This is a genomic window from Parablautia muri, assembly GCF_009917485.1.
GTDB lineage: Bacteria > Bacillota > Clostridia > Lachnospirales > Lachnospiraceae > Suilimivivens > Suilimivivens muri.
In genome coordinates this window covers 1-25,763 of sequence record NZ_QZDT01000036.1, presented here as the reverse complement: position 1 = coordinate 25,763, position 25,763 = coordinate 1, and the positions used below count along the sequence as shown (strand labels likewise).

General features: G+C 42.5%; 28 protein-coding genes, 2 pseudogenes and 1 riboswitch. Of the genes and pseudogenes, 3 read left to right on the top strand and 27 right to left on the bottom strand.

Annotated features, from left to right (window positions below; genetic code table 11):
• Window positions 1-143: 143 nt before the first annotated feature.
• Together pfkA and D5281_RS17540 are read right to left on the bottom strand one after the other, a co-directional pair.
• The gene (pfkA, locus tag D5281_RS17545; protein ID WP_160561395.1) at window positions 144-1,118 is read right to left on the bottom strand and encodes a 6-phosphofructokinase; all 975 of its coding nucleotides are present in this window, start codon (window positions 1,116-1,118) and stop codon (window positions 144-146) included.
• A 54-nt stretch (window positions 1,119-1,172) separates the two neighbouring features.
• Window positions 1,173-4,664, bottom strand: coding sequence for a DNA polymerase III subunit alpha (locus D5281_RS17540; protein ID WP_160561394.1), 3,492 nt, complete (start codon window positions 4,662-4,664; stop codon window positions 1,173-1,175).
• A 723-nt stretch (window positions 4,665-5,387) separates the two neighbouring features.
• On the opposite strand from D5281_RS17540, the gene D5281_RS17535 reads away from it, so the two are divergent.
• Window positions 5,388-6,257 (top strand): metallophosphoesterase family protein, encoded by an 870-nt coding sequence (locus tag D5281_RS17535; RefSeq protein ID WP_160561393.1) that lies wholly within the window; start codon window positions 5,388-5,390, stop codon window positions 6,255-6,257.
• A gap of 33 nt (window positions 6,258-6,290) precedes the next feature.
• Here the strand turns inward: D5281_RS17535 and metK are convergent, their stop codons facing one another.
• From metK to D5281_RS17515, 4 genes are all read right to left on the bottom strand, one after another.
• Window positions 6,291-7,499 (bottom strand): methionine adenosyltransferase, encoded by a 1,209-nt coding sequence (gene metK / locus D5281_RS17530; protein WP_160561409.1) that lies wholly within the window; start codon window positions 7,497-7,499, stop codon window positions 6,291-6,293.
• A 225-nt stretch (window positions 7,500-7,724) separates the two neighbouring features.
• Window positions 7,725-7,837: riboswitch (SAM riboswitch) on the bottom strand.
• Between the two features lie 238 nt (window positions 7,838-8,075).
• Complete coding sequence (locus D5281_RS17525; RefSeq protein ID WP_160561392.1) at window positions 8,076-8,822, bottom strand: glycerophosphodiester phosphodiesterase family protein; 747 nt, start codon at window positions 8,820-8,822, stop codon at window positions 8,076-8,078.
• Between the two features lie 212 nt (window positions 8,823-9,034).
• Complete coding sequence (locus D5281_RS17520; protein WP_160561391.1) at window positions 9,035-10,327, bottom strand: UDP-N-acetylglucosamine 1-carboxyvinyltransferase; 1,293 nt, start codon at window positions 10,325-10,327, stop codon at window positions 9,035-9,037.
• Window positions 10,328-10,631: 304 nt separating this feature from the next.
• A complete protein-coding gene (locus D5281_RS17515) occupies window positions 10,632-12,209 on the bottom strand; it encodes a peptidoglycan DD-metalloendopeptidase family protein (RefSeq protein WP_160561390.1) in 1,578 nt (525 codons plus the stop codon).
• A gap of 241 nt (window positions 12,210-12,450) precedes the next feature.
• On the opposite strand from D5281_RS17515, the gene D5281_RS17510 reads away from it, so the two are divergent.
• Complete coding sequence (locus tag D5281_RS17510; RefSeq protein ID WP_160561389.1) at window positions 12,451-13,728, top strand: DNA polymerase Y family protein; 1,278 nt, start codon at window positions 12,451-12,453, stop codon at window positions 13,726-13,728.
• Window positions 13,729-13,735: 7 nt separating this feature from the next.
• On the opposite strand, the gene D5281_RS17505 is transcribed toward D5281_RS17510, so the two are convergent.
• From D5281_RS17505 to D5281_RS17495, 3 genes are all read right to left on the bottom strand, one after another.
• Window positions 13,736-14,302 carry a flavin reductase family protein gene (locus D5281_RS17505; RefSeq protein WP_160561388.1) on the bottom strand — a complete coding sequence of 189 codons (567 nt, stop codon included), beginning with the start codon at window positions 14,300-14,302 and terminating at the stop codon, window positions 13,736-13,738.
• 30 nt (window positions 14,303-14,332) lie between these two features.
• Window positions 14,333-14,995: a hypothetical protein gene (locus D5281_RS17500; RefSeq protein WP_160561387.1), complete on the bottom strand. Its 663-nt coding sequence runs from the start codon at window positions 14,993-14,995 to the stop codon at window positions 14,333-14,335.
• Window positions 14,996-15,681: 686 nt separating this feature from the next.
• Window positions 15,682-16,323, bottom strand: a complete 642-nt coding sequence (locus D5281_RS17495; protein ID WP_160561386.1) for a GTP pyrophosphokinase — start codon at window positions 16,321-16,323, stop codon at window positions 15,682-15,684.
• 268 nt (window positions 16,324-16,591) lie between these two features.
• Between D5281_RS17495 and D5281_RS17490 the strand changes: the two genes are divergently transcribed.
• Window positions 16,592-16,858, top strand: a complete 267-nt coding sequence (locus D5281_RS17490) for a hypothetical protein (RefSeq protein WP_160561385.1) — start codon at window positions 16,592-16,594, stop codon at window positions 16,856-16,858.
• A gap of 459 nt (window positions 16,859-17,317) precedes the next feature.
• Here the strand turns inward: D5281_RS17490 and D5281_RS17485 are convergent, their stop codons facing one another.
• The 18 genes and pseudogenes from D5281_RS17485 to D5281_RS17410 all read right to left on the bottom strand — a co-directional run.
• Window positions 17,318-17,563: a GrpB family protein gene (locus tag D5281_RS17485; RefSeq protein ID WP_277935440.1), complete on the bottom strand. Its 246-nt coding sequence runs from the start codon at window positions 17,561-17,563 to the stop codon at window positions 17,318-17,320.
• A 50-nt stretch (window positions 17,564-17,613) separates the two neighbouring features.
• Entirely contained in the window at window positions 17,614-18,129 is a 516-nt protein-coding gene (locus D5281_RS17480; RefSeq protein WP_160561384.1) for a GNAT family N-acetyltransferase, read from the bottom strand.
• Window positions 18,130-18,185: 56 nt separating this feature from the next.
• Window positions 18,186-18,956, bottom strand: a complete 771-nt coding sequence (locus tag D5281_RS17475) for a CPBP family intramembrane glutamic endopeptidase (RefSeq protein ID WP_160561383.1) — start codon at window positions 18,954-18,956, stop codon at window positions 18,186-18,188.
• Window positions 18,953-19,081, bottom strand: coding sequence for a hypothetical protein (locus tag D5281_RS25870; RefSeq protein ID WP_276949533.1), 129 nt, complete (start codon window positions 19,079-19,081; stop codon window positions 18,953-18,955). Before D5281_RS25870 ends, D5281_RS17475 begins: the two co-directional genes overlap by 4 nt.
• The gene (locus D5281_RS25865; protein ID WP_277935439.1) at window positions 19,078-19,722 is read right to left on the bottom strand and encodes a CPBP family intramembrane glutamic endopeptidase; all 645 of its coding nucleotides are present in this window, start codon (window positions 19,720-19,722) and stop codon (window positions 19,078-19,080) included. Before D5281_RS25865 ends, D5281_RS25870 begins: the two co-directional genes overlap by 4 nt.
• Before the next feature lie 52 nt (window positions 19,723-19,774).
• Complete coding sequence (locus D5281_RS25860) at window positions 19,775-19,987, bottom strand: hypothetical protein (protein WP_277935438.1); 213 nt, start codon at window positions 19,985-19,987, stop codon at window positions 19,775-19,777.
• Window positions 19,988-20,015: 28 nt separating this feature from the next.
• Window positions 20,016-20,765, bottom strand: coding sequence for a CPBP family intramembrane glutamic endopeptidase (locus tag D5281_RS17465; RefSeq protein ID WP_277935437.1), 750 nt, complete (start codon window positions 20,763-20,765; stop codon window positions 20,016-20,018).
• A gap of 84 nt (window positions 20,766-20,849) precedes the next feature.
• Complete coding sequence (locus tag D5281_RS17460; protein WP_160561382.1) at window positions 20,850-21,716, bottom strand: aminoglycoside 6-adenylyltransferase; 867 nt, start codon at window positions 21,714-21,716, stop codon at window positions 20,850-20,852.
• Between the two features lie 22 nt (window positions 21,717-21,738).
• Complete coding sequence (locus tag D5281_RS17455) at window positions 21,739-22,254, bottom strand: adenylate kinase (RefSeq protein ID WP_160561381.1); 516 nt, start codon at window positions 22,252-22,254, stop codon at window positions 21,739-21,741.
• A gap of 45 nt (window positions 22,255-22,299) precedes the next feature.
• Window positions 22,300-22,536: a hypothetical protein gene (locus tag D5281_RS17450; protein ID WP_160561380.1), complete on the bottom strand. Its 237-nt coding sequence runs from the start codon at window positions 22,534-22,536 to the stop codon at window positions 22,300-22,302.
• A 41-nt stretch (window positions 22,537-22,577) separates the two neighbouring features.
• On the bottom strand, window positions 22,578-22,826 hold the full coding sequence (locus D5281_RS17445; protein ID WP_277935436.1) for a DUF6019 family protein: 249 nt from the start codon (window positions 22,824-22,826) through the stop codon (window positions 22,578-22,580).
• 59 nt (window positions 22,827-22,885) lie between these two features.
• Window positions 22,886-23,092, bottom strand: coding sequence for a hypothetical protein (locus D5281_RS26990; protein ID WP_160561406.1), 207 nt, complete (start codon window positions 23,090-23,092; stop codon window positions 22,886-22,888).
• Window positions 23,093-23,170: 78 nt separating this feature from the next.
• A pseudogene (locus D5281_RS26985) lies at window positions 23,171-23,497 on the bottom strand (DUF6608 family protein); the annotation flags it as partial.
• Between the two features lie 40 nt (window positions 23,498-23,537).
• Window positions 23,538-24,125: a hypothetical protein gene (locus D5281_RS17430; protein WP_160561379.1), complete on the bottom strand. Its 588-nt coding sequence runs from the start codon at window positions 24,123-24,125 to the stop codon at window positions 23,538-23,540.
• 288 nt (window positions 24,126-24,413) lie between these two features.
• Window positions 24,414-24,812, bottom strand: coding sequence for a hypothetical protein (locus D5281_RS17425; protein ID WP_160561378.1), 399 nt, complete (start codon window positions 24,810-24,812; stop codon window positions 24,414-24,416).
• An 11-nt stretch (window positions 24,813-24,823) separates the two neighbouring features.
• Window positions 24,824-25,264, bottom strand: a complete 441-nt coding sequence (locus D5281_RS17420; protein ID WP_160561377.1) for a PhoU domain-containing protein — start codon at window positions 25,262-25,264, stop codon at window positions 24,824-24,826.
• Window positions 25,265-25,331: 67 nt separating this feature from the next.
• Window positions 25,332-25,574 (bottom strand): hypothetical protein, encoded by a 243-nt coding sequence (locus D5281_RS17415; RefSeq protein WP_160561376.1) that lies wholly within the window; start codon window positions 25,572-25,574, stop codon window positions 25,332-25,334.
• 6 nt (window positions 25,575-25,580) lie between these two features.
• A pseudogene (locus tag D5281_RS17410) lies at window positions 25,581-25,763 on the bottom strand (hypothetical protein); the annotation flags it as partial.

The following is a 25,763-nucleotide window of genomic DNA, read 5'->3' as shown; positions in this document are numbered from 1 at the left end:
TCAATAGGAAAGCATTTGACCAACTCACGGTGCGTTTTCAAACACGCTTCGGCCAGCGCCCAAACACCAAAGCAAACGCTGCCACGCTTCGCGATCCAACTTATTGTAACAAACAAACGCCGGCATACACCGGCGTTTTTACCCTATTGAGACAACATTTTGCTGACAATATATTCATATTCGGAGATATTCTTCTGCATATTTAAAGCTTCTTCAATATCAAAATCTACAAATTCCCCATTCTTATATCCAACTACTCTGTTAGACTTGCCCTCGCACAAAATATCCGTTGCATATGCGCCCATCATAGAGGCATAAAAACGGTCCTTACAGGTGGGAGAACCGCCTCTTTGCATGTATCCTAAAATAGTGGCCCTTGTCTCCATACCGGTAGCCGCCTCAATTCTCCTTGCCATAGAAGTAGAATGGCCGATTCCCTCTGCATTCACAATGATATGGTGGGTCTTGCCTTTTTTACGGTTATATATAATATTATTAATGATATTCTGCTCATTAAAATCATATTTTTCAGGAATCAGAATATCCTCCGCACCGTTTGCCACACCGCACCACAGCGCAATATATCCTGCGTTTCTTCCCATAACCTCTATAATGCTGCAGCGTTCATGGGAGGAAGATGTATCTCTTACCTTATCGATTGCCTCCATTGCCGTATTGACAGCCGTGTCAAAACCGATGGTGTAATCCGTACAGGCAATATCAAGGTCAATGGTTCCCGGAATACCTATGGTATTGACGCCATTCCTTGCAAGCGCCTGGGCGCCGCGGTATGAGCCGTCTCCGCCAATAACAATAATGCCGTCAATGCCATGTTTTCTGCATATCTCAGCCGCCCTTATCTGGACCTCCTCCTGTTTGAACTCCGGACAACGGGCTGTCCCAAGTATCGTACCGCCTTTTTGGATGGTATCAGAAACATCTTTTCTTTCCATATCTACGATTTCTTCATATAAAAGACCCTGATACCCCTTCTTGATACCCTTTACCTTTACGCCATTCCCAATCGCCTTACGCACTACCGCACGAATTGCCGCATTCATTCCCGGTGCATCACCGCCGCTGGTGAGAACACCAATGGTTTTAATTTCTTTTGCCATAAGTAGGTCCCATCCTTTCTTTGTTCATTATTTTACCTCCATTTTGTATGGTTTTCAATCTTTTTTCACGTCCCACACAATTTTTATGTTTTCCTTTCCATACCTCTCCCGCAGCTGACCGGAAAGATTTTCATCCGCACATACATTTCTGTTTGGGGGCAGTTTTTTCATGGCTTTCAAATCTTCCAGGTAAATAATTACACTATCCTTACCATCCGATTCGGCAAGCGCAGAATACAGCCCTTCTTCCGCCTTTTCATATTCTTCTTTGGTCTTAAATTTAATCCACAACTTTCTTGGAATATCCTCAAAGGCTGTTATCTTTTCGCAAATCAGTTTCCCATCCTTATCCTCCTCTAAGGAAACCCTTCCTCTGATAAAGACCTTGTTATCCTCTACCAGCTTTGTACTGTTTTTTTCATAGTCTCTGGGAAAGACAATCACCTCAACGCTCCCCGCCAGATCCTCCACCTGCAAAAAAGCCATAATCTTATCATTTTTGGTGTATTTAATCCGCTTATCCGTGATCATTCCGCCGATTACCGCCGTCATGTTATCCTTTACCACCGTCTCATTGTTCTCCGCATCCAGCATAAAGTCTGCCGTTGTATTGGTGATACCCTTCCTCCAAAGCTCCTCCTGCTCCTCTAAGGGATGGCCGCTGATATAAATGCCAAGGACTTCCTTTTCAAAAGCCAGCAGCATTTCCTTGGAATATTCCCCCACATCCGGCAGCTTTACATCAAATTCCTCTTTCTGGCTTTCATCCACCAGATCAAAAAGGCTGAGCTGTCCTGCCATATTATTTTTTCTGTCGTGAACAATATTGTCCAAAATCTGCACATAACCGCTCATAAACTGCTTCCGCGTTCCCGGAAGACTGTCGAAGGCGCCCGCCTTGATAAAGTTTTCAATAGCCTTTTTGTTCACTTCCTTGTCCGACATTCTTGTAATAAAGTCTTTCAGGTTTGTATATGGCCCTCTCTCATTCCGCTCTTTCACCACAGCCTCAATTACCGGCCGTCCAACGCTTTTAATGGCAGTAAGGGCATAGCGGATAGAGCTGCCGCTTACGGAAAACCCGCTCTCGCCCTGATTGATGTCTGGGGGCAGAATCGTAATTCCCATGTTTCGGCTGACCATAATATACTCAGCCACTTTTCCCGGATTATCAATCACAGAGGTCATAAGCGCCGCCATGAATTCTACCGGGTAATAATATTTAAGGTAAGCCGTCTGATAAGCCACCACAGCATAACAGGCAGCATGGGACTTGTTAAAAGCATACTTGGCAAAATCCATCATATCGTCATATATCTGAGAGGCCACCTTTTCCGGAATCCCGTTTGCCACACATCCGGGAACCCCTTCCTCCTGATTTCCATAAACAAAATTCGCCCGTTCCTTTTCCATCACCGACTGCTTTTTCTTGCTCATGGCACGGCGCACCAGATCGCTTCTTCCAAGGGTATAGCCGCCCAGGTCGCGCACTATCTGCATAACCTGCTCCTGATATACGATGCAGCCATATGTGGAGGACAAAATAGGCTCAAGCTGCGGGCAGGAATATGTGATAGCTCCCAGATTATTCTTTCCTTTGATGTATTTGGGAATGAAATCCATAGGGCCGGGCCGGTAAAGGGAAATTCCTGCAATAATATCCTCCAGGTTCTGAGGCTTTAACTCTTTCATAAAGCTTTTCATCCCGCCGCTTTCAAGCTGGAACACCCCGTCCGTCCTTCCGGTGCCGATAGACGCTAAAACTTTTTTGTCGTCAAAATCTATTTCATCTATGTTGATAGGAATCCCCTTATCCTTCTTTATAAGCGCCACCGCGTCCCGAAGCACCGTCAGGGTCCTAAGCCCTAAAAAGTCCATTTTAAGAAGTCCCAATTCTTCTATGGTGGTCATGGTAAACTGCGTGGTAATGGAACCGTCAGCTCCTCTTGAAAGGGGCACCAGCTCCTCCGCAGGTCTTGAGCAAATCACCACCCCCGCCGCATGCATGGAGGTATGCCGCGGCAGTCCCTCCAGACGTCTGCTCATATCAATTAGCTCTTTTACCTGTCCGTCCGTCTCATACATTTTGCGCAGCTCAGGATTGATCTGCAGTGCACGGTCTATGGTAATATTCAGCTCATTTGGTATCATTTTTGCAAGGGAATCCACGAAAGCATAGGGTAAATCCATAACTCTCCCCACATCCCTTATCACACCCTTTGCCGCCAGAGTACCAAAGGTAACAATCTGAACTACCTTTTCCGCGCCGTATTTGCGTCCTACATACTCAATAACCTCCTGCCGCCTTTCAAAGCAAAAATCAATATCAATATCCGGCATGGAGACACGCTCCGGATTTAAGAAGCGCTCAAACAGAAGATTATATTTGATGGGATCAATATTGGTAATGTTAAGAGCATAGGAAACAATGCTCCCCGCTGCGGAACCCCTTCCCGGACCCACCATGATCCCATTTTGTTTCGCATAACGGATAAAATCCCACACTATCAGGAAATAATCCACATATCCCATGGTCTTAATAACATTCAGTTCATAGTTAAGACGCTCCTTCAGCGTCTGTCCTGTATCTCCGGCCGGGGCATTTTCGTCCTCCCCGTAGCGCTCCTTCAGGCCGTCATAACAAAGCTTATTCAAATACGTCCAGGAATCATACCCCCCTGGCACCTCAAAATGTGGAAGTTTCGTAACCCCAAATTCAATTTCCACATTACATCTGTCCGCAATCCGTTGGGTGTTTTCAACAGCCTCCCATGCATAGGGAAAAAGGCCCTTCATCTCCTCCTCACTCTTTACATAATACTGTCCGCCCACATAACGCATTCTGTCCTCATCCGCCAGCTTTTTTCCTGTCTGGATGCAAAGTAAAATATCATGGGGTTTTACATCCTCCGCATAAGTATAGTGGACGTCATTTGTCGCAACAAGAGGAATACCCAGCTTCCGGCTCATCTGTAAAAGGGCTGTGTTAACCATTTTTTGTTCCGGCAGCCCATGGTCCTGCAGCTCTAAAAAGTAATTTTCTTCCCCAAAGCAGTCCCTGTACTTTAAAGCCGCCTTTTTCGCTTCACCCATAAGCCCTTTTTGAATATAACGCTGCACTTCCCCTGCAAGACAAGCGGACAGCGCAATGATCCCCTCGTGATTTTCACGCAAAATTTCCATATCCACACGGGGTTTATAGTAATACCCTTCCGTAAAGCCGCGGCTGACTATTTTCATCAGATTATCGTATCCCGTGTTGTTTTCCGCAAGCAAAACCAGATGATAGTATCTGTCCTCCCCACCCGTCAGCTCTTTATCAAAACGGGAATTAGGCGCCACATATATTTCACAGCCCAGTAAAGGCTTGATTCCCTCCGCTTTGCATGCTTTATAAAAATCAATCACACCATACATAACGCCGTGGTCCGTAATGGCAGCGCTGTCCATACCAAGCTCCTTTACGCGTTTTACATACTCTTTTATTTTGTTGGAACCATCCAGAAGACTGTACTCCGTATGAACATGAAGATGTGCAAAAGCCATATGAACCTCTTTTCCCTCAACTTATTTTCTACCCTCTACTACGCAGTGCACATTCGGAATGCCTTCGGTCTTCCTCATTCGCGGGCTTCGCTGCGTTTCCCTCTCCTACGCAGTGCGCATTCGGAATGCCTTCGGCCCTCCTCATTCGCGGGCTTCGCTGCGTTTCCCTCTCCTACGCAGTGCGCATTCGGAATGCCTTCGGCCTTCCTCATTCGCGGGCTTCGCCCTATACAGACGAAACCTGAAAAAATTGTCAGCAAGCTGCCATTTTTTCATTTTACGTCTGTGCACTGCTCATTGCTTTCGCGTACATTATATCTCATTTTTGAAAAAAAAGGTATATATTTAAGACATCTTCCCACAGCAAATGTACGGTTTGCATCATGTTCTCACGGAATGCGCAGCCTGTGCGCATTTCTGACTCATGAAAAGTAATACGTTTGTTACTTTTCATGAGAAAAAATCTCGTATGTTATATCTTATAATTGATAACCCCGCACAAACTTGTATAATGATTTACAAAACTTCCGGCTTCATACCACCAAAGGCAAGAGGAAAGGATAACAAACGCCGCCACGCTTCGCGAGTCGGCTTATTTTTAATAAGAGTGAAAGATTTTCAATCTTTCACTCACAGGTTTGTGTCTGCATTGCATCCCCAAACCTGATATGCGCAAATAAAGCAAAGGTGAACAAAGTTCACCTGGCAGAAATGGAGAAAAGTATGTTAAAAATAGCAGTATTATCAGATATACATGGCAATTATCCCGCTTTACAAAAATGTTTGGATTATGCCATTAATTTGGGAATAGATACTTTTATTTTCCTTGGGGATTATGTGGGAGAACTGGCATATCCACAGAAAACAATGGATATATTATATTCAGTAAAAAAGCAGTATAAATGTTTTTTTGTCAGGGGAAATAAGGAAGATTACTGGATAAATTATGTAAAGGAGCCAACAGGGTGGAAGGAATATGATTCAACAACGGGCTGTCTATATTATACCTATCAGAACTTAACAGAAAACGATTTACAATTTTTTAAATTTCTTCCAATTAAAGAAGATCTTACATTTGGCAGTTTATTGCCAATAACCATTTGCCATGGTTCACCCCGAAAAATAAGCGAAAAATTGTTGCCTGACAATGAAAATACATATTTCATAATGGAAAATAACTCCACTGATTATATATTGTGTGGGCATACTCATAGACAAGGTAAAATAGTTCATAATGAAAAAATAGTGCTTAATGCCGGTTCAGTGGGTGTTCCACTACATAGCAATGGCAAAGCACAATTTATGATATTGTGTGGACTGCAAGGCTCGTGGGATTATGAGTTTGTCAGTCTGGAATATGATATAGAAAATGTGATTGCGGATTTACATTCTTCAGGATTGAGCAGGAAGGCCCCCTATTGGTGTAAGGTATCGGAAAACTTATTGAGAACAGGTAAGCTATCGCATCGCGCGGTCCTAGAAAGGGCAATGACATTATGTAAAGATAAATTTGGAGAATGCAACTGGCCAAATGTACCGGAGGAATGCTGGGAACAGGCAGTGAAAGAGTTAATCTATGGGCATCTTCCCTAAAAGAAGATGCCCTGTATCACTCGGAATATTTACTTATAAATACTTCTTAAGTGCATCCACCTTGTCCAGTTTTTCCCAAGGCAAATCAAGGTCGTTACGTCCGAAATGGCCGTAGGCTGCTGTTTGTTTGTAAATTGGACGGCGTAAATCTAACATCTTGATGATTCCTGCCGGACGCAGGTCGAAGTTCTCTCTTATAATTTTCACCAGTCTCTCATCGGAAACCTTACCTGTCTTAAAGGTGTCAACCATGATAGAGGTAGGCTGTGCAACGCCAATTGCGTAGGACAGCTGGATCTCACACTTATCAGCCAGACCGGCGCCTACAATATTCTTTGCTACATAACGGGCTGCATATGCGGCGCTTCTGTCCACCTTAGTGCAGTCCTTGCCGGAAAATGCGCCGCCGCCATGGCGTGCATAGCCGCCATAAGTATCTACGATAATCTTGCGGCCTGTAAGACCGGCATCGCCGTGAGGTCCGCCGATAACAAAACGGCCGGTAGGATTAATAAAATATTTGGTGTTTTCATCCAGTAATTCTTTCGGAAGAACAGGGTCAAACACATACTTCTTAATATCCTCATGAATTTGTTCCTGTGTTACATCCGGATCGTGCTGGGTGGAAAGAACCACTGCCTCTAAACGAATGGGCTTACCGTTCTCATCATACTCTACGGAAACCTGGCTTTTTCCATCCGGTCTTAAGTAAGAAAGCGTTCCATCTTTACGAACTTTGGTGAGCTGCAATGCCAGCTTGTGCGCAAGGGAGATAGAATAAGGCATATATTCCTCTGTCTCATTGGTAGCATAGCCAAACATCATTCCCTGGTCGCCTGCGCCGATGGCTTCAATCTCTGCATCGGACATCTTATTTTCAGTAGCGCTTTTCTCCTCCTGCTTTGCCTCTAATGCCTTGTCAACACCCATTGCAATATCTGCGGACTGCTCGTCAATTGCAACCAATACGGCGCAGGTATTTCCATCGAAACCATATTCTGATTTGGTGTATCCAATCTCCTTCACCGTATCACGTACAATTTTCTGGATATCCACATACGCTTTTGTGGAAATCTCTCCGGTTACAAGCACAAATCCTGTACAGGTTGCAGTCTCACAAGCCACACGGCTCATGGGATCCTTTTCCATACAAGCGTCCAGAATCGCATCGGAAATCGCATCGCAGACTTTGTCAGGATGTCCTTCTGTTACTGATTCGGAAGTAAATAATCGTTTCTCCATTTCTTTTTCCTCCTGTTTACTTAAAAAAGTTTCAGCCGCCGTCACATCACTTTTCACATGACAGCTTGCTCTGTCCAAAACCTTGCAGCAGTTGGCAATACACCTTTGATGCATAGGTTTTGACCCTCGCGGCATTCGCCAAATCTCTGCTTCGCAGCCGCTTGGCTCATTACCCGCGGAAATAAAAAAGCCGCTTACAAAATAAGCGGACTCGATAATCAAATCCTCTTATTGTTCGATTCGCCATAGGGCATTTACTCGCTCAGGTAGGCACCTTCCGTCTCCGGGGTTGCCGTGGTTTCACAGGTCCTCTGTACCTCCACCACTCTGAATAAGAGATTCTTCACAATATTGAATTTTCATATCTGCATATAGCCTACACTATATAGATACGTTTGTCAACGTATATTATAATATTTTCAGAATAAATTATAAACTTAAAAATTATTATTGCCATTCATAGTAACGCTCGGGGCGAAATTGCGGGTTTGCCACGCAAAATCGCCCCTCACGCCCGAATCATGTTCTCACAAAATACGCAGCCCGTGGGTATATCTGTTCTTCCCTCTCCATATACTACAAATATCTTTCCGGAACATTCGTAAAAATGTCTGTCACACCAGCCCTTTCCAGTTCCCCCAAATCCTGTATTTCAATCTCCCTTGCATCGGGGTAAAAGGGTTCAAACTCGCTGGTGTTCCACGCCCTGACAGGTAGATTGGTTTTATCTTTTAAGTTCTCCACATCCATATTTTTAATGTTAGGATGAAGGGCATCTACCGGATGGTTTCCTGCAAAAGAAAGGCACTCAGATACCGGCGCTGCCAGAATTCCCGTCTTCACAGACGGGTCTTTTTCCTTTAAAAGGCATATGGACTCCGGATTGAAGGAAGAATACACAATGTAGTCTTTCAGCCCCCATCTACTTACTGCCTCCAAAATCTTATCTTCCATGCCTTCATAGCGCACTTTACTGTTTTTTAATTCTATATTGATCAGCACGCCTTCCTTCAGGCAGTAAGGCTTTACAAGCTCAAAGACTTCTTCTATAGTCGGTATCTGTGTAAAACCGTGTTTTGCTTCGGATGTCGGAATTGCTATTTTCAATTTCCTTAGTTCCTCCAGCGTAAAATCGCAAACCTCGCCTGTTCCATCTGTCGTTCTGTCCACTTTTTCATCGTGGATAACCACCATTTCCCCGTCCTTGGTTAGTTGAATATCCAATTCGATTCCTGTAATCGGATATTGACAAGCAGCTTTAAATGCCTGTAACGTGTTTTCCGGCCATGCATAACTGCATCCCCTGTGTGCCCAGATTTTCATCTCTCATCCTCCTCGCTATTTATATGAAATCTTTCTGCTAAAACAGCCATTCATGTTCTATGATATAACAGCCTCTCCAAACCTCTTTCCCCAAGCGTAAATCCATATTCTATCACACAAATTTAAGTATCAAAAAATTAAGGGAGCAACCCGCTCCCTAGAAATTCCTCACTTCCATAAATCTACATGCCCAACGCACGTCCAATATATCTTCACCCTGTTTTTAACCGAAACTTTTGAAGCTCCCGCTCCGAATCTATTTTCTCAATCTGTGCCCCAAGACTTTTCAGTTTAATATGAAAGTCCTCATAACCTCTTTCAATAAACTTAATATCATCCACAACCGTTACACCCTCTGCAGAAAGCCCTGCAATCACCAGTGCGGCGCCTGCTCGCAAATCCGGCGCACTAATGCTGGCCCCCGTGTACTTCGGCACACCATCAATAATAGCAGTATTGCCCTCAACTTTAATGCTGGCACCCATCCTGGTAAGCTCATCCACATACTTAAAACGATTTTCAAAAATACTTTCGGTGACGATACTAGTTCCCTTTGACAATCCAAGCGCAACCGTAATCTGTGGCTGCATGTCCGTAGGAAATCCCGGATAAGGCAGTGTCTTTACATGAGTATGAACAAGTGGTTTCGCCGCTACCACCCGAACCGCATCATCCGACTCCTCCAGCTCGCACCCAATCTCCGCAAGCTTGGCACTGATAGACTCCAAATGCTTGGGAATTACATTTTTGACCGTAACATCCCCTTTTGTCACCGCCGCCCCGAACATAAATGTACCGGCTTCAATCTGATCGGGAATAATCGCATATTCTGTTCCATGGAGCTTAGGCACACCCTTTATCCGAATAACATCTGTACCCGCTCCCCTGATAACGGCTCCCATACTGTTTAAGAAGTTTGCCACATCAACCACATGAGGCTCCTTTGCCGCATTTTCAATAATAGTCTGACCATCCGCCATAGCCGCCGCAATCATTACATCAATGGTAGCCCCTACCGTCACCACATCCATATATATATGACTGCCGTGAAGATGCTCTGCCTGGGCAATGATAAGACCATGTTCAATTCTCACATCCGCACCCAAAGCCCGAAAGCCTTTAATATGCTGATCAATAGGCCGAAGCCCGATATTACAGCCTCCTGGCAGGGTTACCTGCGCTTTCTTATACTTTCCAAGCAATGCCCCCAGCAAATAATAGGAAGCACGTATTTTTTTGATAAAATCATCCTCAATAACCAAATCCATAATAGGCTTTCCGGATATTCTAACCGTATGCCTGTCTACACGCTCCACAATGCCTCCGATGCTCTCGATCGCCTGCATCATTACATTTGTATCTCGAACATCCGGCACATTTTCTATCAATACAGTCTCATCCGTCATAATGGAAGCTGCCAAAATCCCAAGAGCCGCATTTTTAGCGCCTCCTATTTCCACTTCTCCCACCAGCGGATTACCGCCTTTAATCGCATACTGTTCCATAGTATACCTCTATATTCAACTCAATTTATTCTATCATACAAGTTTCCTGCCATGCCGCCATAAGCAGCATAGACTGCCGTAGATTCAAAAACTGACAAATCTACCTACCTTAATAAACTATCAACCTGTCATTCATTTCGCATATAGTCAACGCACGGATATCACATCCGCTCCTTGCTCACATCTGTAAAAATTCAAACAGAGCAAACCAGTACCGGCGCCTAAATGTTAAATAATTAACACAGGGGCCATCTCAACATGTTTTTTATTATATCATATTGTGACCATTTGTAAACATAAAACATCAGTTCAGGTATTGCAATGGGTTCACCTGTGAGCCGTTAATCAGTATCTCAAAATGCACATGAGGCCCCGTACTGACACCCGTATTTCCGCTAAGAGCTATTCTCTGTCCCTGAGAAACTGTCTGACCGGCAGATACCAGTACCTTGCTCAAATGCCCATACCTGGTCTGTCTTCCATCAGGATGGTTGATATAGACAACATACCCATATCCGCTGCCCCATCCGGCTTTTGCAACTGTGCCGCCGCAGGATGCAACCACCGCTGTTCCCGTAGGCGTTGCCCAGTCAATGCCTTTATGGTAGGTACTAGCTCCCTTTGTAGGCCGGCTTCTACGGCCAAAACCAGAAGTCAGTCTTCCCCCTGAAATGGGCTTAATATAAGTAGGAGGTATCTTGGTTCCACGCTCCACAATTTTAGGAACAGCTTTGTAAGTAACCTCCTCCTTTATAATCTCCTGAGCAATCTTTTTATCATTTTCAAATGTCACGATTGCAACAACCTTTCGGTGACCGGCAGAAGGCTCCTGCAAGGTTTTCCTCTCTGTGGTATACCAATCATCGTTGTCTACATAGATAACCTCTTCCTCATAGTCCTCCTCGTAATACATTTCCTCCTGTCGCATAACTGCAAGCTTCGGCTCCGGTATCGTGATAACCAGCTCATCTCCCACTCTGATCATGGAATTTTCATCCTCTAAGGAATCATTCATTTCAATCAGCTTGTCCATAGGAATGTTTGTTTTAATTGCAATTTCGGAAAGAGTGTCACCTGATACAATCTCATACACATCACTCATTTCCTCATCCTGTGTCACTTCCTCAATCGCAGTATTTAATTCAGTCAGGTCTTCTTCCCGCAAATAGGCTTCAACTACCTCCACATCATCCCCATATTCCATGGAAATGATGCCTAGGTCATAATCTTCAAAATCCTTTTCCGCAATCGGTTCTACCTCCGCAAAAGCCTCAGTCAGCTCCGCATGAATGCCAGCCTCCAGCTTTACCGTTTCCTGGGCTTCCTGAGCTGCATCCTCCTGGGATTTGATTTCCGCTGTCAAAACAGACAGCTCCCTGGACGGGTCAAGATGTACCTCCGCCTGATACATGCCCTCACCACCATATTTATTAAGTGCAGCCTGCAAAAGCATCACCACATCACCCTTGCTTGAAAGATTTACCATATATTCGTTGATTTTGACAACATAAGCTCTGTACAAGGTGTCCTTTACGTCTTCTTCAAGGACTTGTGCCATTGCTTCCATAATAACATGAGGCGCATCCACTTTTCCCCAAAGCACTTCACTTCCTACTGTTTCCAGCTCGCTTTCTACAAGAACCAATTCCTCGCTTGACTGGGCCAGCTTTCGCCTTGCAGCAACTAAATATTCTTCTGCTTCCTCCGAGCTGGAAACCACGCCTACCTCTCTGCTGTTCAAAATCACTGTAAACATATTATTACCCAATTTTTCAAAGGGTACAAATGAAGGCAGAAAAAATATACTGACAATTATTGCCAGTACAGCAACTTTAAGATTTCTGATGTTTATTTTTTTATAATGACTTGTAATATATTTCATCTGTACGGAACTCCATATTTATTCTGTTTTGTAATATTCTTATATAAAATTTACAGGCAATCACTTTCGTTACCCGGCTTTTATAACAGATTTATTCTAACAGCTATCATTTTGGTTGTAAAGGGTATGTTATTTCCATTTCTTCTGATAAAATAGACTTATGATTCCTATTAAAAATTTTTCACAGACAAATTTGTGCCAACGCCCAAATTTGCAGATGTTGAAAGCATGGAGGGTTACTATGGAGAGAATTATATTTCATATAGATGTAAATTCAGCCTATTTAAGTTGGAGCGCCCTACAGCTGCTTGCAAATGGCAGCGACACTGACCTTCGCCAGATTCCTGCCATTATAGGCGGCGATATGGAAAAGCGTCACGGGGTTGTTCTTGCCAAGTCCATACCTGCCAAAAAGTATGGTATCACCACAGGCGAGCCGATTGTCAATGCCCTGCGCAAATGCCCCTCTCTGGTCATTGAATCCCCCGACCACACCCTTTATCATCAAAAAAGTCAGTCGCTTATAAAATTTCTTTTTGACTTCTGCCCTGAGCTTGAACAGCTTAGCGTAGATGAATGCTTTATAGATTTTACTCCCGTAAAAGACCAATATCCCTCTCCCGAGGCCGCCGCGCATTCCCTCAAAAACCAAATAAAGGACCGCTTTGGTTTCACGGTAAACATTGGGATTTCAGATAAAAAAGTACTAGCCAAAATGGCTTCTGATTTTCAAAAGCCAAATAAAGTCCACACCCTGTACTCCTGGCAGATTCAGGAAAAAATGTGGCCCCTTTCTGTTTCTTCCTTATATATGTGTGGTACGTCCAGCACACAGTCCCTTGAAAAACTGGAAATCAAAACAATTGGCGACCTTGCTAAGGCCAATAAGGAAATTATTGCCGCCCACCTGAAAAGTCATGGCATCCTTCTATGGAAATATGCCAATGGCATTGATGATTCTGACGTTATATCAACCCCTGCAGAAGCAAAAGGGGTAGGCAACTCCATCACGCTGCCTAAGGATGTGGTGAACAAAGAGGAGGCTCACCGCTATCTTTTGTCCCTTTCGGATAGCGTAGCAGGACGGCTGCGGAAAGCCGGTCAGCTTGCCGGCATGGTAAGTGTGGAAATTAAATACAGCAATTTCCAGAATGTTTCACACCAAAAGAGCCTGTCCTCCTCCACAAATACCTCGCAAATTATTTATGATACTGCCTGCCAGCTTTTTAACGAATTGTGGAATAGCGCTCCAATTCGCCTGCTTGGCGTGCGCACTTCCAAGCTTTCGGATTTAGCCGAGCCTACCCAGCTTTCTTTATTCGATCTTCCGGGGGATTATGCTTTATCGCCATATCCTGAAACAAAATCGGCAATAAAAAACAGCCCCATCTCTCCTTCCAAAGAAAAACTGGCTGTTCTTGACAAAACCCTTGACAGCATCCGGCAAAAATATGGCGATTCAGCCGTTGTGCGGGGCAGTTTTTTAAATCAAACACCGAAAAAGCCTAAATCCCCTTAACGCATGATTAAGAACGCTTTTTTATGCTGTAACCAAATGTTCCCACTTTCCGGCCTAATGTGAAATAACTTCCGTGCGAATAAGCAATCGGCTCTGTCTTATCCAGCATAAAACGTCCCCTTTCATCCATATAAGCTTCCTCCGCATGGACTGCTTCAACCCTTGCCACATACATATCATGTGTCCCAAGACGTAGCGTTTGCTTTACCCTGCATTCGATATTGACCGGACTTTCCTCAAGCAACGGCGCCCTAACCTTTTCTCCCGGAATAAGCGTTAAATGCATATCTTTTATTTTATCGGTATATCTTCCGCTCTTAACTCCACAATAGTCTGTGGCGAACGCCAGCTTTCGTGTGGTTAAGTTGATTACAAATTCTCCCGTTTCCTCTATCATTTGATGTGAGTAACGCTCCGGGCGCACGGATATGGATACCATAGGCGGATCGCTGCACACCGTGCCAGCCCATGCCACCGTAAAAATATTTGTTTTTCCTTTGCAATCAGCAACCGTAACTAACACCGCCGGCAAAGGGTACAGCATATTGCCCGGTTTCCAACTCTGCTTTCCCATCCTAAACTCCCTTACTTTCAAATCAAACTTCTAAAAGAATCCCAAAACAGAAGCAATTGTCACCGCTAAATTAGCAATGGTCACCGCCATTGTGATAATCATAAACGGCAGCATTACCTTACTGTTTTCGCTTGCCTTTATCTGTTCTTCCTTAAGCTCTGTTGTCTGCTTTTTCAGCTCCTCAATCATAGCAGCCTGCACATTGCGGTAGACCTTCACATTATCTGTGTGCATATAGTCTTCCATATTGGTAAATCTTCCCTCTAGCTTTTCCTGCAGGCCGCTCATACTTTCATTCATGTCTGCGCTGGCCTTTTCTAAAGCCTCTGAGTTTTCCTTAATCTCGGAAATTTTGGCAAGACTCTCATCCAAAAGCTGATTAATACTTGCTATCGAAATTTCGGAGGTTTCCTTAATTTTCGATACGGATACCGCCTCCACTTCACCTGCTGCGTGGTCAAGTGTATCATTTGCTTTCTTTGCAAGCTCATGCACGCCCTGGGCACTTTCAATATTTTTTAAATTAAGCTTCCGCATCTCCTGAAGACAGGCATCATATTTCTCCATCTGCTCTTTAAACAGAGACAGCTGTTTTTCCAGATTTTCAAGGGCCGCTGCATCGGCCGCAGCATTCGCCTTGATAATTTCCTGAGAATTTAATTTTTGTGTGACCTTATCCATAAAATTGTCCATTACTTTTCCTCCGATGGTATGTAAATCCATTTGTCACAAATGATAACATCTGGGGTTTATCAAGTATCATTATCGCATCTTCCTTTTGTATCTTATCATGTTTATTTCATTTTTACAATAAAGTCAATTCCTTATTTTATTACATTTTCATGTAAATCCCCCATGCTGCCAGTTCCTGCAAATTGGGGCATCAGCACAAATTTGTCTGTGAAGAATTTATTTTTCACAGTAATCATTCCTATTACTTTTTTGTATATTTTGTATAATTTGTTTTCTATTTCATTTGCAGCATTGTAAAAATTAACGATAATTTCATTTCTAGTTCATAGTTTGTTCATAATTGCATTGTATACTATAAACATATTAAACAAATAAATACATTTTCACCTAAAAGCACAAATAGATAAATTTTTTCATAATAGCCCAGGCGCAGAAATGTGTCTGGGCACTCCTCATTTTATGGCTATCTACGAACTGCCGCCTTACAGTCAGCAACCCCGCTGCAAGCAACGGGACATCAAGCTTGCAGCGCTGCCAAGCACACGCTGCCAAGCAGCGGGATATTGATCCTCGCGGCAGTAACCAAATATCTACAAGATGCTTCGCATCTTCATACGCGCGTCTACTTGGCTCGCTGCTTGTAGGCACATATCTGCAAAAACAGCCCGAAAAACTCCGGGCTGTTTTCAATCTTTTCTTTGATCAATATTGCGTACTTCCTCATTGAGAGAAAGCATCTTTGCGTCAAGCTCGGCTACCATTCTTGCACAGTCTATCAACTCATTTTTAATATGTGCAGGAGCATTCCCCTCAAACTTATAATGAATCTTGTGCTCTAAGCTTGCCCAAAAATCCATCGCAACAGTACGAATCTGAATCTCAACCTTTGCATCTATAATCCTGTCCGATAAATATACCGGCACAGTCACCAGCATGTGATAGCTTTTATAGCCGCTGGGCTTAGGATTTACGATGTAGTCCTTTATTGAAATTACTCTGATATCACTTTGATTTCTAATCATGTCTGCAATCCGGTAAATATCCGATGTAAAAGAGCAGATTACCCGGATGCCCGCAATATCATTCACGTACTGAACCATGTTTTGAATCGTAGATTCATAGCCATGCCTTCGCAATTTTTTTACAATACTTTCAGATGTTTTAATTCTCGACTTGATATGCTCAATGGGGTTATACCTGTGTACATGTTGAAACTCGTCATTCAGTATCTCCAGCTTGGTCGAAATCTGCTTAAGCGCTGAATTATAAACTAAGGTAACCTCCATCCAGCTTTCAATGTCACTGTCTCGTTCTATCTTTAATTCCATTTGCTTACCGCCTCGTTTATGTAATCATTTCAGTCCGGAAGAAAAATGCCCACCTTTTAAGGCGTTTTCCCCAATTTATTATTTATTTATATTTTATCATACTTTATGCAATAATGTACATATCTAACAAAAATTTTATATTTTTTTAATCCTTATTGTAAGATTTCATGACATTGAGAAGTTGATTTGCCTCTGTTATAATAAGTTAAAACAATCATTTGTGTCTGCACCATAATTTACAGGTCACAGACAGGAATAGGAGATTATCATGTTTCGTTTGTGGGCAAAAATCTTTAAAGACAACCGTATGCTGAGAGATACCGTTATTTGTGACGATGGCGCAGACACACGGACACATAAGGTATTCCATGCTATCGATGAGATATGCTGCCAGTTTGATTTAAGCAAGCCACTCTGGCTTGACGCCACAATTGCAGATTTTAAAAGACATGATAAAACCCGGTTCACCCAGGATAATTTTATAGAAGCCATAGATTTTGACTATTTGGAAATTCATGTGATTGAAGAAGATTAAGTTTGGAAGTTTACTTCCAGGCTTTTCTCTCCGCTTGTATTTTTCTATCTTTGTCTTCTCGATGATACAGCAAAGAACCCCGAACCATTTAACAGAAAAAGTAATGGCATATGGACTATTATTTGACGAGTTTAGCAATGCAGTTTTTCTTGTACTTCTTCCCACAGGAATACTTGTCTGTACCATAGGAATATTGACCGTAAACTTTTTAAAAATTTAGAAAATCAGGCTCTGCTGCTTTAGAAACCATGTAAGCCGCTCTCAATTCATTTACATACAAAAACGGAGAAACGCTGATTTTTAACGTTTCTCCGAGAGGCGCAGACCGGATTTGAACCGGTGGATACTGGTGTTGCAGACGTACTCCACTACTTCTTCAAACCCTTATTTTATCACGGTTCCAGCCGCCTGTCGCCTCATGTGACCACTTTATCGCCACCTTATTGCGAAAAGGCCACGTTATCGCTCAAAACACAAGAGAATTATAACATTTTCGCCCGCATAATTCAAATCACGAAGGCCAATCACAATGTCAATAATTGGTTTTGCATAAATGGAATAAATCGCAGTGCTTCCCACATGCTGGATGTCAACAACGGCATTTCCGAAAAGCTGCTTCAATTCCAAAATTACATTTTCAGCATTTTTATTCCATTCCTCCTGATGGGATATAAGCTTTACGCTTCCTCTTTTTAATCCTATCATTCTTTCCCCAGGCAGCTTGCCGCTCTGCCGTATCCCTTGTACCAGTATGGCTATTCCGACAGGGCGATCCTGTAAATATCCGCCTGTTCTCCATCAATTTCAAAGCTGCGTTCATAGACTCCTCCATTTCGGATGATTGTTTTAACCGAAGGTTCATTCTTCCTCTCCACAGAAAGATACAGTTCGTTCATCCCGGTCTTTTGGGCAGCCTCCAATAACTGCCGCAGCATTTCCGTAGCAAAGCCTTTTCTTCTTTCTGACGGGCGGACGCTGTAGCCGCAATGGCCGAGATCCTTCAGAAAGTCGTTCAGTGTATGCCTAAAATCAATGATTCCCACAATTCTATCATCATCGACAGCAAAGAATGTGTCCGTTATAACCCAATTCGGATTAACGGTCTCTTCCTTCGTGTTTGCGTCTATGGATTTGCACCATTCTGTGTAATCATCCGTTTTATCAAATAATTCACTTCCGTTGATGACAAATTCCCCATGTTCAAAAAATTCCTGTCTGAACTCTATGGCCTGTTCTTTCATCGCTTCTGTTGGCCTGACTAATTGAATCATTTTTCACACTCCTTTATCTGCATTTCGATATAATGTTGACCCGCAAAGGCACCGTATCAACTTCTGATTCCATGTGCGCCATAGCGCACGAAATCATGGTACAATAAAAGAATCAGCCCAATCAATACCAGTATGACAGCCGCCGCTATGGTGGAACTGACACTCATAACGGGGAATTGCTCATATTTCAGCATATAAGTAACAAAAGCATTCGGTAGGTTCGCAAAGAAGGATACAATTAGGTTATTACCAGATAGCTTGTATGCAGCCGCAAATCCGCCCCCTACTACAAACAACAGAAGAATGTCCTCCCAAGTGCGGAATCCCGGATAGCCCAAATGGTAAAGGGAGAACATTGCCCCGGAAACCAGAATTGCCGGTACCCACCCAAATTGCCGGTCGATCCGGCTCTGTACAAATCCGCGGAATAAAAATTCCTCAAAAAACGTGGTCATAATCAGCGGCACAATTCCTCTAGGTAGCAAGTGCCAGTAGATCTGCTCACCGACAGCCATCTTCGAGATAAGCTGTCCTCCAACGGAAAATACCACAAAGGCAGCCAAAACACCCCATTGCCGTATGCCCAGCTTTTTGAAACCGGCTTCTGCCAATACTCTGCCGGAAGCTGGCGCTCCATTTTCCTTATACAAACAGTACAGCGGAATCAAAAGGCTGAATACCAACCCATACAGGAGATTGTAAAAAATAAAATATAGTATGGGCGTTGGATTGAGATTCGCTGCCATAATGCAGATAATCAGCATGATTTCTATGCCGGCTGAAATCAGGAGCGTTTTTCCTTTTCCCCTGTTTGCTGCTTCCTTCATCCTAACCATCCCTGATAAAACGCAACTGCCCCAAAAATTGCGCCTACAACCATCGCCGCTAATGTTACAACAATTATGACAGGATGCTCTTTCATCAGTTTCCCTAATTCTTTTAAATCGTTCATTGAACTTCACCTCCTTTGTCACACAACGGGAGTTTTGCGTTTCTTTTCTTGCAATAATAAATCGCTATCACAAACGTAAAGGAAATGATCTGTGCAACCATGATCCGGACAACCTGTAATTCATCTACACCATTTTGCGAAACTACATACAGCATATTAGTCGCAACGGTATTGTTAAATAAATGGTCGCCAAGCCCTGCCCACAGATTTCCCGTAATGCGGTAAAGAAGCCCCCATTTGATTCCCATAATTCCGGCAAGGATAATATAACCGATCCCCATCAGGGCCATTGCCGCAAATGACATTTCGCCATTCACATAGCTTCTGACCGGCATTACAATGTGCCAGATACCAAATAGAAACGCGGCAATAAAATTAGCCTGCATAAATGGCTTTGTTTTAGAGAGCATTTTAAGAAACAGACCGCGAAAAACACCTTCCTCCATCCATACATTGATAACATTGAACAGTACGCATAACAGAAAGAAAACAAAATCCGTATTTTTGATCTGCGAGCCAGTTAAAGAAAAACTGCTGATATAGATTTCCAAATGCGCAGGATTGTCTTGCAGAACTGAAATTGCCAATTCCAACCCAAACGAAACGGCAAAGCAAACGGTTCCCAATAACAAGCCTTTCAAAATACCGCTTACCAAGCCGTTTTTTGAAATCCGATATCACCCCATGTAAGATTTACCTTTTTAATACCAGCGCCAATAAGATAATCCCAACAACTTTATGGAGCACATTTTCTCCAATAGCTGTTTTGTCTGTTTCAATTAGAAAGTATTCCACAAACCTTACAGACAGGCAAAGCATGAAAATTATCATGCATAAATTATTCGGTTTGCATTTTATGTTTCTTTCCATATACAGCCCTCCAATCGTCACCATTTTCTTTTTCATATGCAGCTTCCTGACAAATAGGAAGTTATCAAGTGAAAAATTTTTTGCCTGATTTTTTATGCAATAAAGCAGCAAAAAAAATTATGGTCGCTAACACAACAATGTTATATTGTATCGGTGCTAAATAACATATATTAAAAATTGCGTGCATAATGGCGATCAACAATATATTTCTGCATGGATAATAGGTTATTCCCAAAACAATGGAAACAAGTAATGTCCATATACAAAGGCAAACAATTTGTTCCATGCCCAATGAATTTCTGATGATCCACATTGGCATATGCCACACTGCCCAAACGGCACCAACAAAAAGAACACTTTTGATTTTCTTAAAAGGAAGTCGTTCCAATAGAAATCCTCTCCATGCTATTTCTTCAACAAACGCTGTTATCAGCAGGTATATACAGCTTGTTAACAGGGATATTACTGTCGAATATGTATTTTTAAATACGTCAGTTTTCACTATGAACGAATAGCAACAAGAACCAAATATACCTGCAGCCATACATATAACCCCTGTTAAAATATATTTGATTGTTATTTTCCCTGAAAACATTTGCGTAAAGTACACCTTGAAGTTCTGCTCGCAAATCAGCAGAAAAATAACAGCCATAGCAGGAATACACACATATAAGTATTTTAAGTACAATAATCCATTGGGAATGATAATTCCGTTCTGTTCCAGCAATGTAGGTACATAGCATATAAACGATAAAACATATACGGCAGAAACCCATAACGTAAGTTTCAACTTATTTGTGTATCTCGCCATCATAATTTCTCCTTGCAGTGCGAAAATCTTGCAGAAATTCCAGTTTCTCGTTCTCGGCAAATTCCCCACAAACTGGAATACGTAAAATTATGGATATATTTCTTTTGCATTGACTGGTAGTTTTCTTACATGCTGTAAAAAATTCAAGCTATTTTTTGCTTGTTCAAAATCATATGAAAAATTCTGCTTTTTACTAAATTCTACTGCTGTACTTTGAAATAAACCACACATTCCAATAACAGAATTCCATATTGACTCAATTTCTGCGATGGAGTATGTTGCAAGAAATTGTCTATACTTATCTTCCGGTAAATATTTTTTGAAATATTTACCGGACTTACCTGCACTAACAGAAAAATTATGTTCTATACCAATTTCCCATTCTAATAGGCGTTTTAAATGCGGTCTTAGGACGAAATTTATCACATCCATAGCATAAGGAAGTTCATTGCGCCATAAACCTTTCGCCACATTATTCAAGCACCACCAAAAATCCGAACAGGCACATTGGAATTCAATTTCTTGCGGTTCTTTGACCCAATATTTTTTGTCATCGGTTTCTTGAGGATATGGCACGATACCGTCTTTATCCACTAATATTTGATACAATTCAAGATTTGCAAGAGCATTTTCTTTGGTACATACATGTAAATCCATCCTATTTCCATCGGCAAATTGTATCTGCCAACCATAACAATTCTCTACATCTGATGGATAAAAAACATTTTCTTCAGGATAATGCATATACAAGATTTCGCCAAAACACTTTATCCATTCCTTATTCTCACGAAATGGTTTTGTAGTTGTTACAATATATACAATATCATAATCCTGAAAAATATCCTTTGGAGCGTTTGGATTTGTTCGAGAGCCTTCAATATATGCTGCTCGAATATTTTCTTCCTTAAAAGCAATATCTTTTATTAAAGATATCATTTCTATCTCTGTGCGCATTTCCGTTGTTCCCCCTACGAGTTTATAATTCAATGTCAATTTGATACTCATCATCAATAAAAATATAGTTGACCTTGTAAATCTGGCACTGTTCCAATATTTTGGCATTATCTCTGAGTGCTGTTTCTATCGTATAGCCCTCATCCTCCATTCTGTTTTCCACAATACTTGCATATTGTTTTATATCACTAAAATGATTCGTAATATATTTATTGCTCATAACCAAGCAATAATATTTGATGTTTTTCAAATACATCGCTCCAAAATCTTTCGACCATTCAAAAGGAATGTAACAACCTTCCACAATAAAATTTTGCTCATTCTCTATAGCTGTTTTTATCATTTCACACACAATGGGCCACAAATAATTCGTTAGTTCTTTTTCATCACTAACAGGGGTAAGTGTAGTATTTCCACTGCGAATAAGCCCCATTTTTAAATGGTCTATGGATAAATAGGGGTATTTATATTTTTCAAGTAGTTTTTGGGCAAGTGCTGTCTTACCTGTGTGGGATGCTCCTGTTATCAAAATAATCATTCGATTACTCCTCCATTCCATTGAAAAAATCCCGATTCTAATTTTTTACTTTTGCTGTTTTAACTTTCTACAAAGAATCAGCTTTATGATAATGGCTATTATCAAAAGGGCAATCGTATATATGCCATAATACAAAATACCTGTATACCATGGCGCCGACTGCATAGCATAAACCTTGGGATGTGTCCTGTAATCCAGACATACATAGATTGCATGCCCTGTAAAAGCTCCAATCAATGAAATGATCAGTATATTTAAAACTCCGTTCAGCTTCTTTAACATTGAACAAGCCTCCATGAGATTCCTGCAATCCTTTACAGTCATCAAACCTTCCCGTTTATATCTTCGCGCTCAGTCTTCATATCACTAACTGTTTTATCTGCTTTCAAATTATCCCGTGCTCTTTTTTCTTCTATCTTCTTATAGGCTTCCAACATTCCATTTTTAACCGCCCATTTAACCACAAAATATAAAGCAATCAAAACAATAATTGCCGTTCCCGTGCTGATACCCAGTTCCTGCCACATCTCGGCAAGCCCTTCACTCATTCCGAATTTTTCCCATAAATCCATTTTGCCTTTCTCCTGTTATTTCTTTTTTACGCTCACATTCCTTAACAACATAGAAATTGTCAGTCAACCTTATGAAAACTCACAGTCTGTTCTTTCATGGATATTTTCCCGACCTGCCAGCCATATTCTGCAAGCTCTTTCTTATATTTCAGGAAAGAGTGGTCAATCGGTATCCCAGCAACCTCCTGAATCTCCTCAAAGGTCAGATGAAATGATTCTTTTCCGCTTTTCTGCACATATTCCCATAACGCGTTGTATTTACTCATTACCGTTCTCCTTCTGTCCTCTCTTTTTCTTAAAACATAAATGACAGTATTGATGATACATAACAGCATAAAAAGACCCGTAAAGTTAATCCAAATATCCCTGTACGCTGTTTTCGCCAAAGGTTCCCGCAATCCGCTGAACCAGACATAGGCAAACGCCAACTGCTGAGAGGGAATATATGCAATCAAATATCTGAGAGCTAATGGCTTAACAGGCAGATTCGTGTATAGCTCAAATGCCGCTATCCCAATCAGGAGAATGATAACCCTGTCTAATTCGTGCCAGTTACCGCTTGGGTCTTCATATACGCCGTTACAAAGATACAAAACGCTGCTTAACAATGTAATTGCTGTATATATAATCGAATAAACCGCCACAATACGGATCCATTTTTTCTGATTCATTTTTCCCTCTGGTCTCAATTTTCCAAATCTCATAACACCATTATTCCGCTTCGCCCAAATTGTATATCATTGCCAACGCAATCTTTCCGGCCATATCTTTGTCACTCGTATTCTGGGGCGATTTCCCATAGATAGCAAAGCAGTATCCGTTATATGTCCAGTCTATCATAAACATATCCCCGGTTTCATTAACCCTCATATAAGGAAAAAGATATTCCCCGTCTGCGGTGGATGCCGTCCATTCAATTTTGGTGGAATCCACAAAAACTTCATCGGGCAGAACAAATTTCTCTCCTTTACCGGCAGCAAAAGTGCAGAGTCCCACATTCTCTAATTCAAACTCAATCTGTAACTCATCCTCTCCTGTTTTGATAACTGTAACATTTGATGCAATCGGCATATGATCCAACACTTCTTTTGGGTTGCCAAATTCAACTGCGTTCACAATCTCCATTTCACCCAAACCGGTATCATCTCCTGCCAGGTCTTCAGAATCCCTTCCCGTATCCGGTTCCTCTGCATCGAAGTCCCTTTTTTGATTCTGCCCATCTGCATCGCATTCTGTCGTAGTATCATCAACGTCTGAGGTAATTGTTATTTCTTCTGTCCGGATTGGTTTGTATGGCATACAGCTGCACCCAGTCAATCCTGATAAAGCACCAGTTACAAGAACCATACAGCTTAATGTTTTAAGATTTTTATTGCACATAGTATTTTCCCTTCTGAAAATGCCGATTTTTCATTTTATGCGGTTTTTCTGTAAAGTTTAATTTTATCATTCCAAAAACACCGGAACAACCTGTTTGCCGCAGACGTTTTTCTAAATGACGTGAAATGTCCGGGCATTTCAAAATCCACCTGAAAGAAGGTCAAATTTTTATCATACCCGGACATCCCAAAAATTTATGAACTATATTTAATTCAGCGCATGCCTGCAATAAGAGCGGACAGCCAGGAATGCAAACAGGGGAATCTCAATCATGCAGGCCCCAATCATGGCATACGGCATCCAGACGGACAGCCCTGCCAGATTCAAAAACTGGAAGTCCGTAATTGCGTAGAGAACGCTCGCCTGAATGCTCGTTCCGCTGGCGGGCAGGATGCTGCAAAGCCATGTAACCAGCGCCCCAGGCGCCGTCATGGAAATAACCACCGGAGCAATACAGAATACCAGCGATGATGCCAGGGATGACACAGTGGTCCTGCATCTGGCGGAAAAAAACAGCGTAAAGCTCACGGAAGCCAGAACCGAAAGCAGTCCTGCAACAGCAAAAAGGAACTGAAGGCCTCCTATGTTCATGTCTGCCAGGGTCACAATGGAGTACATCATCTGAATGGATGTACGGGTGCATTCCCAGACGAACAGACTGTCTGCCACCAGAATATGGACGGCAGCACCAGAAAACCCATGATGTTCTGATAGTCCATGACAACGGAAGTCATGCCCGGATAAACCTCAAAGGGCTTCTTTGTATTCCGGTACATTTCTACGGCTTTGCGCTGTGCTGCTGGGCTGTCCGGCTGCTCCATCCCCATCAGGGAGGCAATCCGGCTCTCACAGACGGAATAGTAGTCGTCAATCTGCTTCGGGTCAATTTCCATAATCGCAGGAGCCATTCCAGTATCCGGATCTGCAAAGGCCTCCTTTACACCATGGAGCAACGGGGCAATGGGGAGGATTTCCCGCTCATAGACACCCTCCGGCAGATCATAGGATTCCGTCACGCCGTAGGATGCAAGGCTGTTAATAACTTCATGAGATGTCACAGATTTGACCTTGTTCGCTGTCGCAAACCTACCCGTTTTCCTATCACTGGTCCAATTGTATACACAATTATTCACCTTCCGGTTTACGGCAGCTTTCCAGACAGCTTTCTCCATTCTGCGTCCAGTAATTATCTGTCATTTCTGGATGCTGCATTTTGTATCCCTGCTGGAAATTGCGCCCGTGCCATACACAATTCGCAAGCAGGCCGCCCGGTGTATCCCGGACGGCCTGCTTTCCCTTCCCTTTTTTTGAAATTGTCCCCATTCCCCGCACACTTCGCCAAACCTCTGTTTTGCGTATAGTTGCCATGCTTCCCTACAGCCAGTCCTTCCCTGTATACCCGGATAATGCCCGCAGTGCGTGGGCAACGGTTACAGCATCTGTTTCATTCATATTCGCTGACAGCCTCTCTTTGTTCCAGAATAAATCGGACAGTCTGCTAAGCGGGCATCCTGTATCGATGTCCGGCATACAGATATACTGGCCGCTCATATATTT

What these genes read in the sequence shown, in the direction of transcription:
- D5281_RS17485 (WP_277935440.1), bottom strand. Translation starts at nt 17,563, where the DNA reads ATGATAGGATTAAAAAGAGGAAGCGTAAAGCTTATATCCCATCAGGAG.
- D5281_RS17460 (WP_160561382.1), bottom strand. Translation starts at nt 21,716, where the DNA reads ATGCGCACAGAGATAGAAATGATATCTTTAATAAAAGATATTGCTTTT.
- D5281_RS17535 (WP_160561393.1), top strand. Translation starts at nt 5,388, where the DNA reads ATGTTAAAAATAGCAGTATTATCAGATATACATGGCAATTATCCCGCT.
- D5281_RS26990 (WP_160561406.1), bottom strand. Translation starts at nt 23,092, where the DNA reads ATGAGTAAATACAACGCGTTATGGGAATATGTGCAGAAAAGCGGAAAA.
- D5281_RS25870 (WP_276949533.1), bottom strand. Translation starts at nt 19,081, where the DNA reads ATGAACGATTTAAAAGAATTAGGGAAACTGATGAAAGAGCATCCTGTC.
- D5281_RS17500 (WP_160561387.1), bottom strand. Translation starts at nt 14,995, where the DNA reads ATGGACAATTTTATGGATAAGGTCACACAAAAATTAAATTCTCAGGAA.
- D5281_RS17540 (WP_160561394.1), bottom strand. Translation starts at nt 4,664, where the DNA reads ATGGCTTTTGCACATCTTCATGTTCATACGGAGTACAGTCTTCTGGAT.
- D5281_RS17465 (WP_277935437.1), bottom strand. Translation starts at nt 20,765, where the DNA reads ATGATGGCGAGATACACAAATAAGTTGAAACTTACGTTATGGGTTTCT.
- D5281_RS17495 (WP_160561386.1), bottom strand. Translation starts at nt 16,323, where the DNA reads ATGGAATTAAAGATAGAACGAGACAGTGACATTGAAAGCTGGATGGAG.
- D5281_RS17515 (WP_160561390.1), bottom strand. Translation starts at nt 12,209, where the DNA reads ATGAAATATATTACAAGTCATTATAAAAAAATAAACATCAGAAATCTT.
- D5281_RS17455 (WP_160561381.1), bottom strand. Translation starts at nt 22,254, where the DNA reads ATGATTATTTTGATAACAGGAGCATCCCACACAGGTAAGACAGCACTT.
- pfkA (WP_160561395.1), bottom strand. Translation starts at nt 1,118, where the DNA reads ATGGCAAAAGAAATTAAAACCATTGGTGTTCTCACCAGCGGCGGTGAT.
- D5281_RS17480 (WP_160561384.1), bottom strand. Translation starts at nt 18,129, where the DNA reads ATGATTCAATTAGTCAGGCCAACAGAAGCGATGAAAGAACAGGCCATA.
- D5281_RS17510 (WP_160561389.1), top strand. Translation starts at nt 12,451, where the DNA reads ATGGAGAGAATTATATTTCATATAGATGTAAATTCAGCCTATTTAAGT.
- D5281_RS17475 (WP_160561383.1), bottom strand. Translation starts at nt 18,956, where the DNA reads ATGAAGGAAGCAGCAAACAGGGGAAAAGGAAAAACGCTCCTGATTTCA.
- D5281_RS17505 (WP_160561388.1), bottom strand. Translation starts at nt 14,302, where the DNA reads ATGGGAAAGCAGAGTTGGAAACCGGGCAATATGCTGTACCCTTTGCCG.
- D5281_RS25860 (WP_277935438.1), bottom strand. Translation starts at nt 19,987, where the DNA reads ATGAAAAAGAAAATGGTGACGATTGGAGGGCTGTATATGGAAAGAAAC.
- D5281_RS17445 (WP_277935436.1), bottom strand. Translation starts at nt 22,826, where the DNA reads ATGGATTTATGGGAAAAATTCGGAATGAGTGAAGGGCTTGCCGAGATG.
- D5281_RS17520 (WP_160561391.1), bottom strand. Translation starts at nt 10,327, where the DNA reads ATGGAACAGTATGCGATTAAAGGCGGTAATCCGCTGGTGGGAGAAGTG.
- D5281_RS17450 (WP_160561380.1), bottom strand. Translation starts at nt 22,536, where the DNA reads ATGTTAAAGAAGCTGAACGGAGTTTTAAATATACTGATCATTTCATTG.
- D5281_RS17430 (WP_160561379.1), bottom strand. Translation starts at nt 24,125, where the DNA reads ATGCCATACAAACCAATCCGGACAGAAGAAATAACAATTACCTCAGAC.
- D5281_RS17415 (WP_160561376.1), bottom strand. Translation starts at nt 25,574, where the DNA reads ATGGCAACTATACGCAAAACAGAGGTTTGGCGAAGTGTGCGGGGAATG.
- D5281_RS17490 (WP_160561385.1), top strand. Translation starts at nt 16,592, where the DNA reads ATGTTTCGTTTGTGGGCAAAAATCTTTAAAGACAACCGTATGCTGAGA.
- metK (WP_160561409.1), bottom strand. Translation starts at nt 7,499, where the DNA reads ATGGAGAAACGATTATTTACTTCCGAATCAGTAACAGAAGGACATCCT.
- D5281_RS17525 (WP_160561392.1), bottom strand. Translation starts at nt 8,822, where the DNA reads ATGAAAATCTGGGCACACAGGGGATGCAGTTATGCATGGCCGGAAAAC.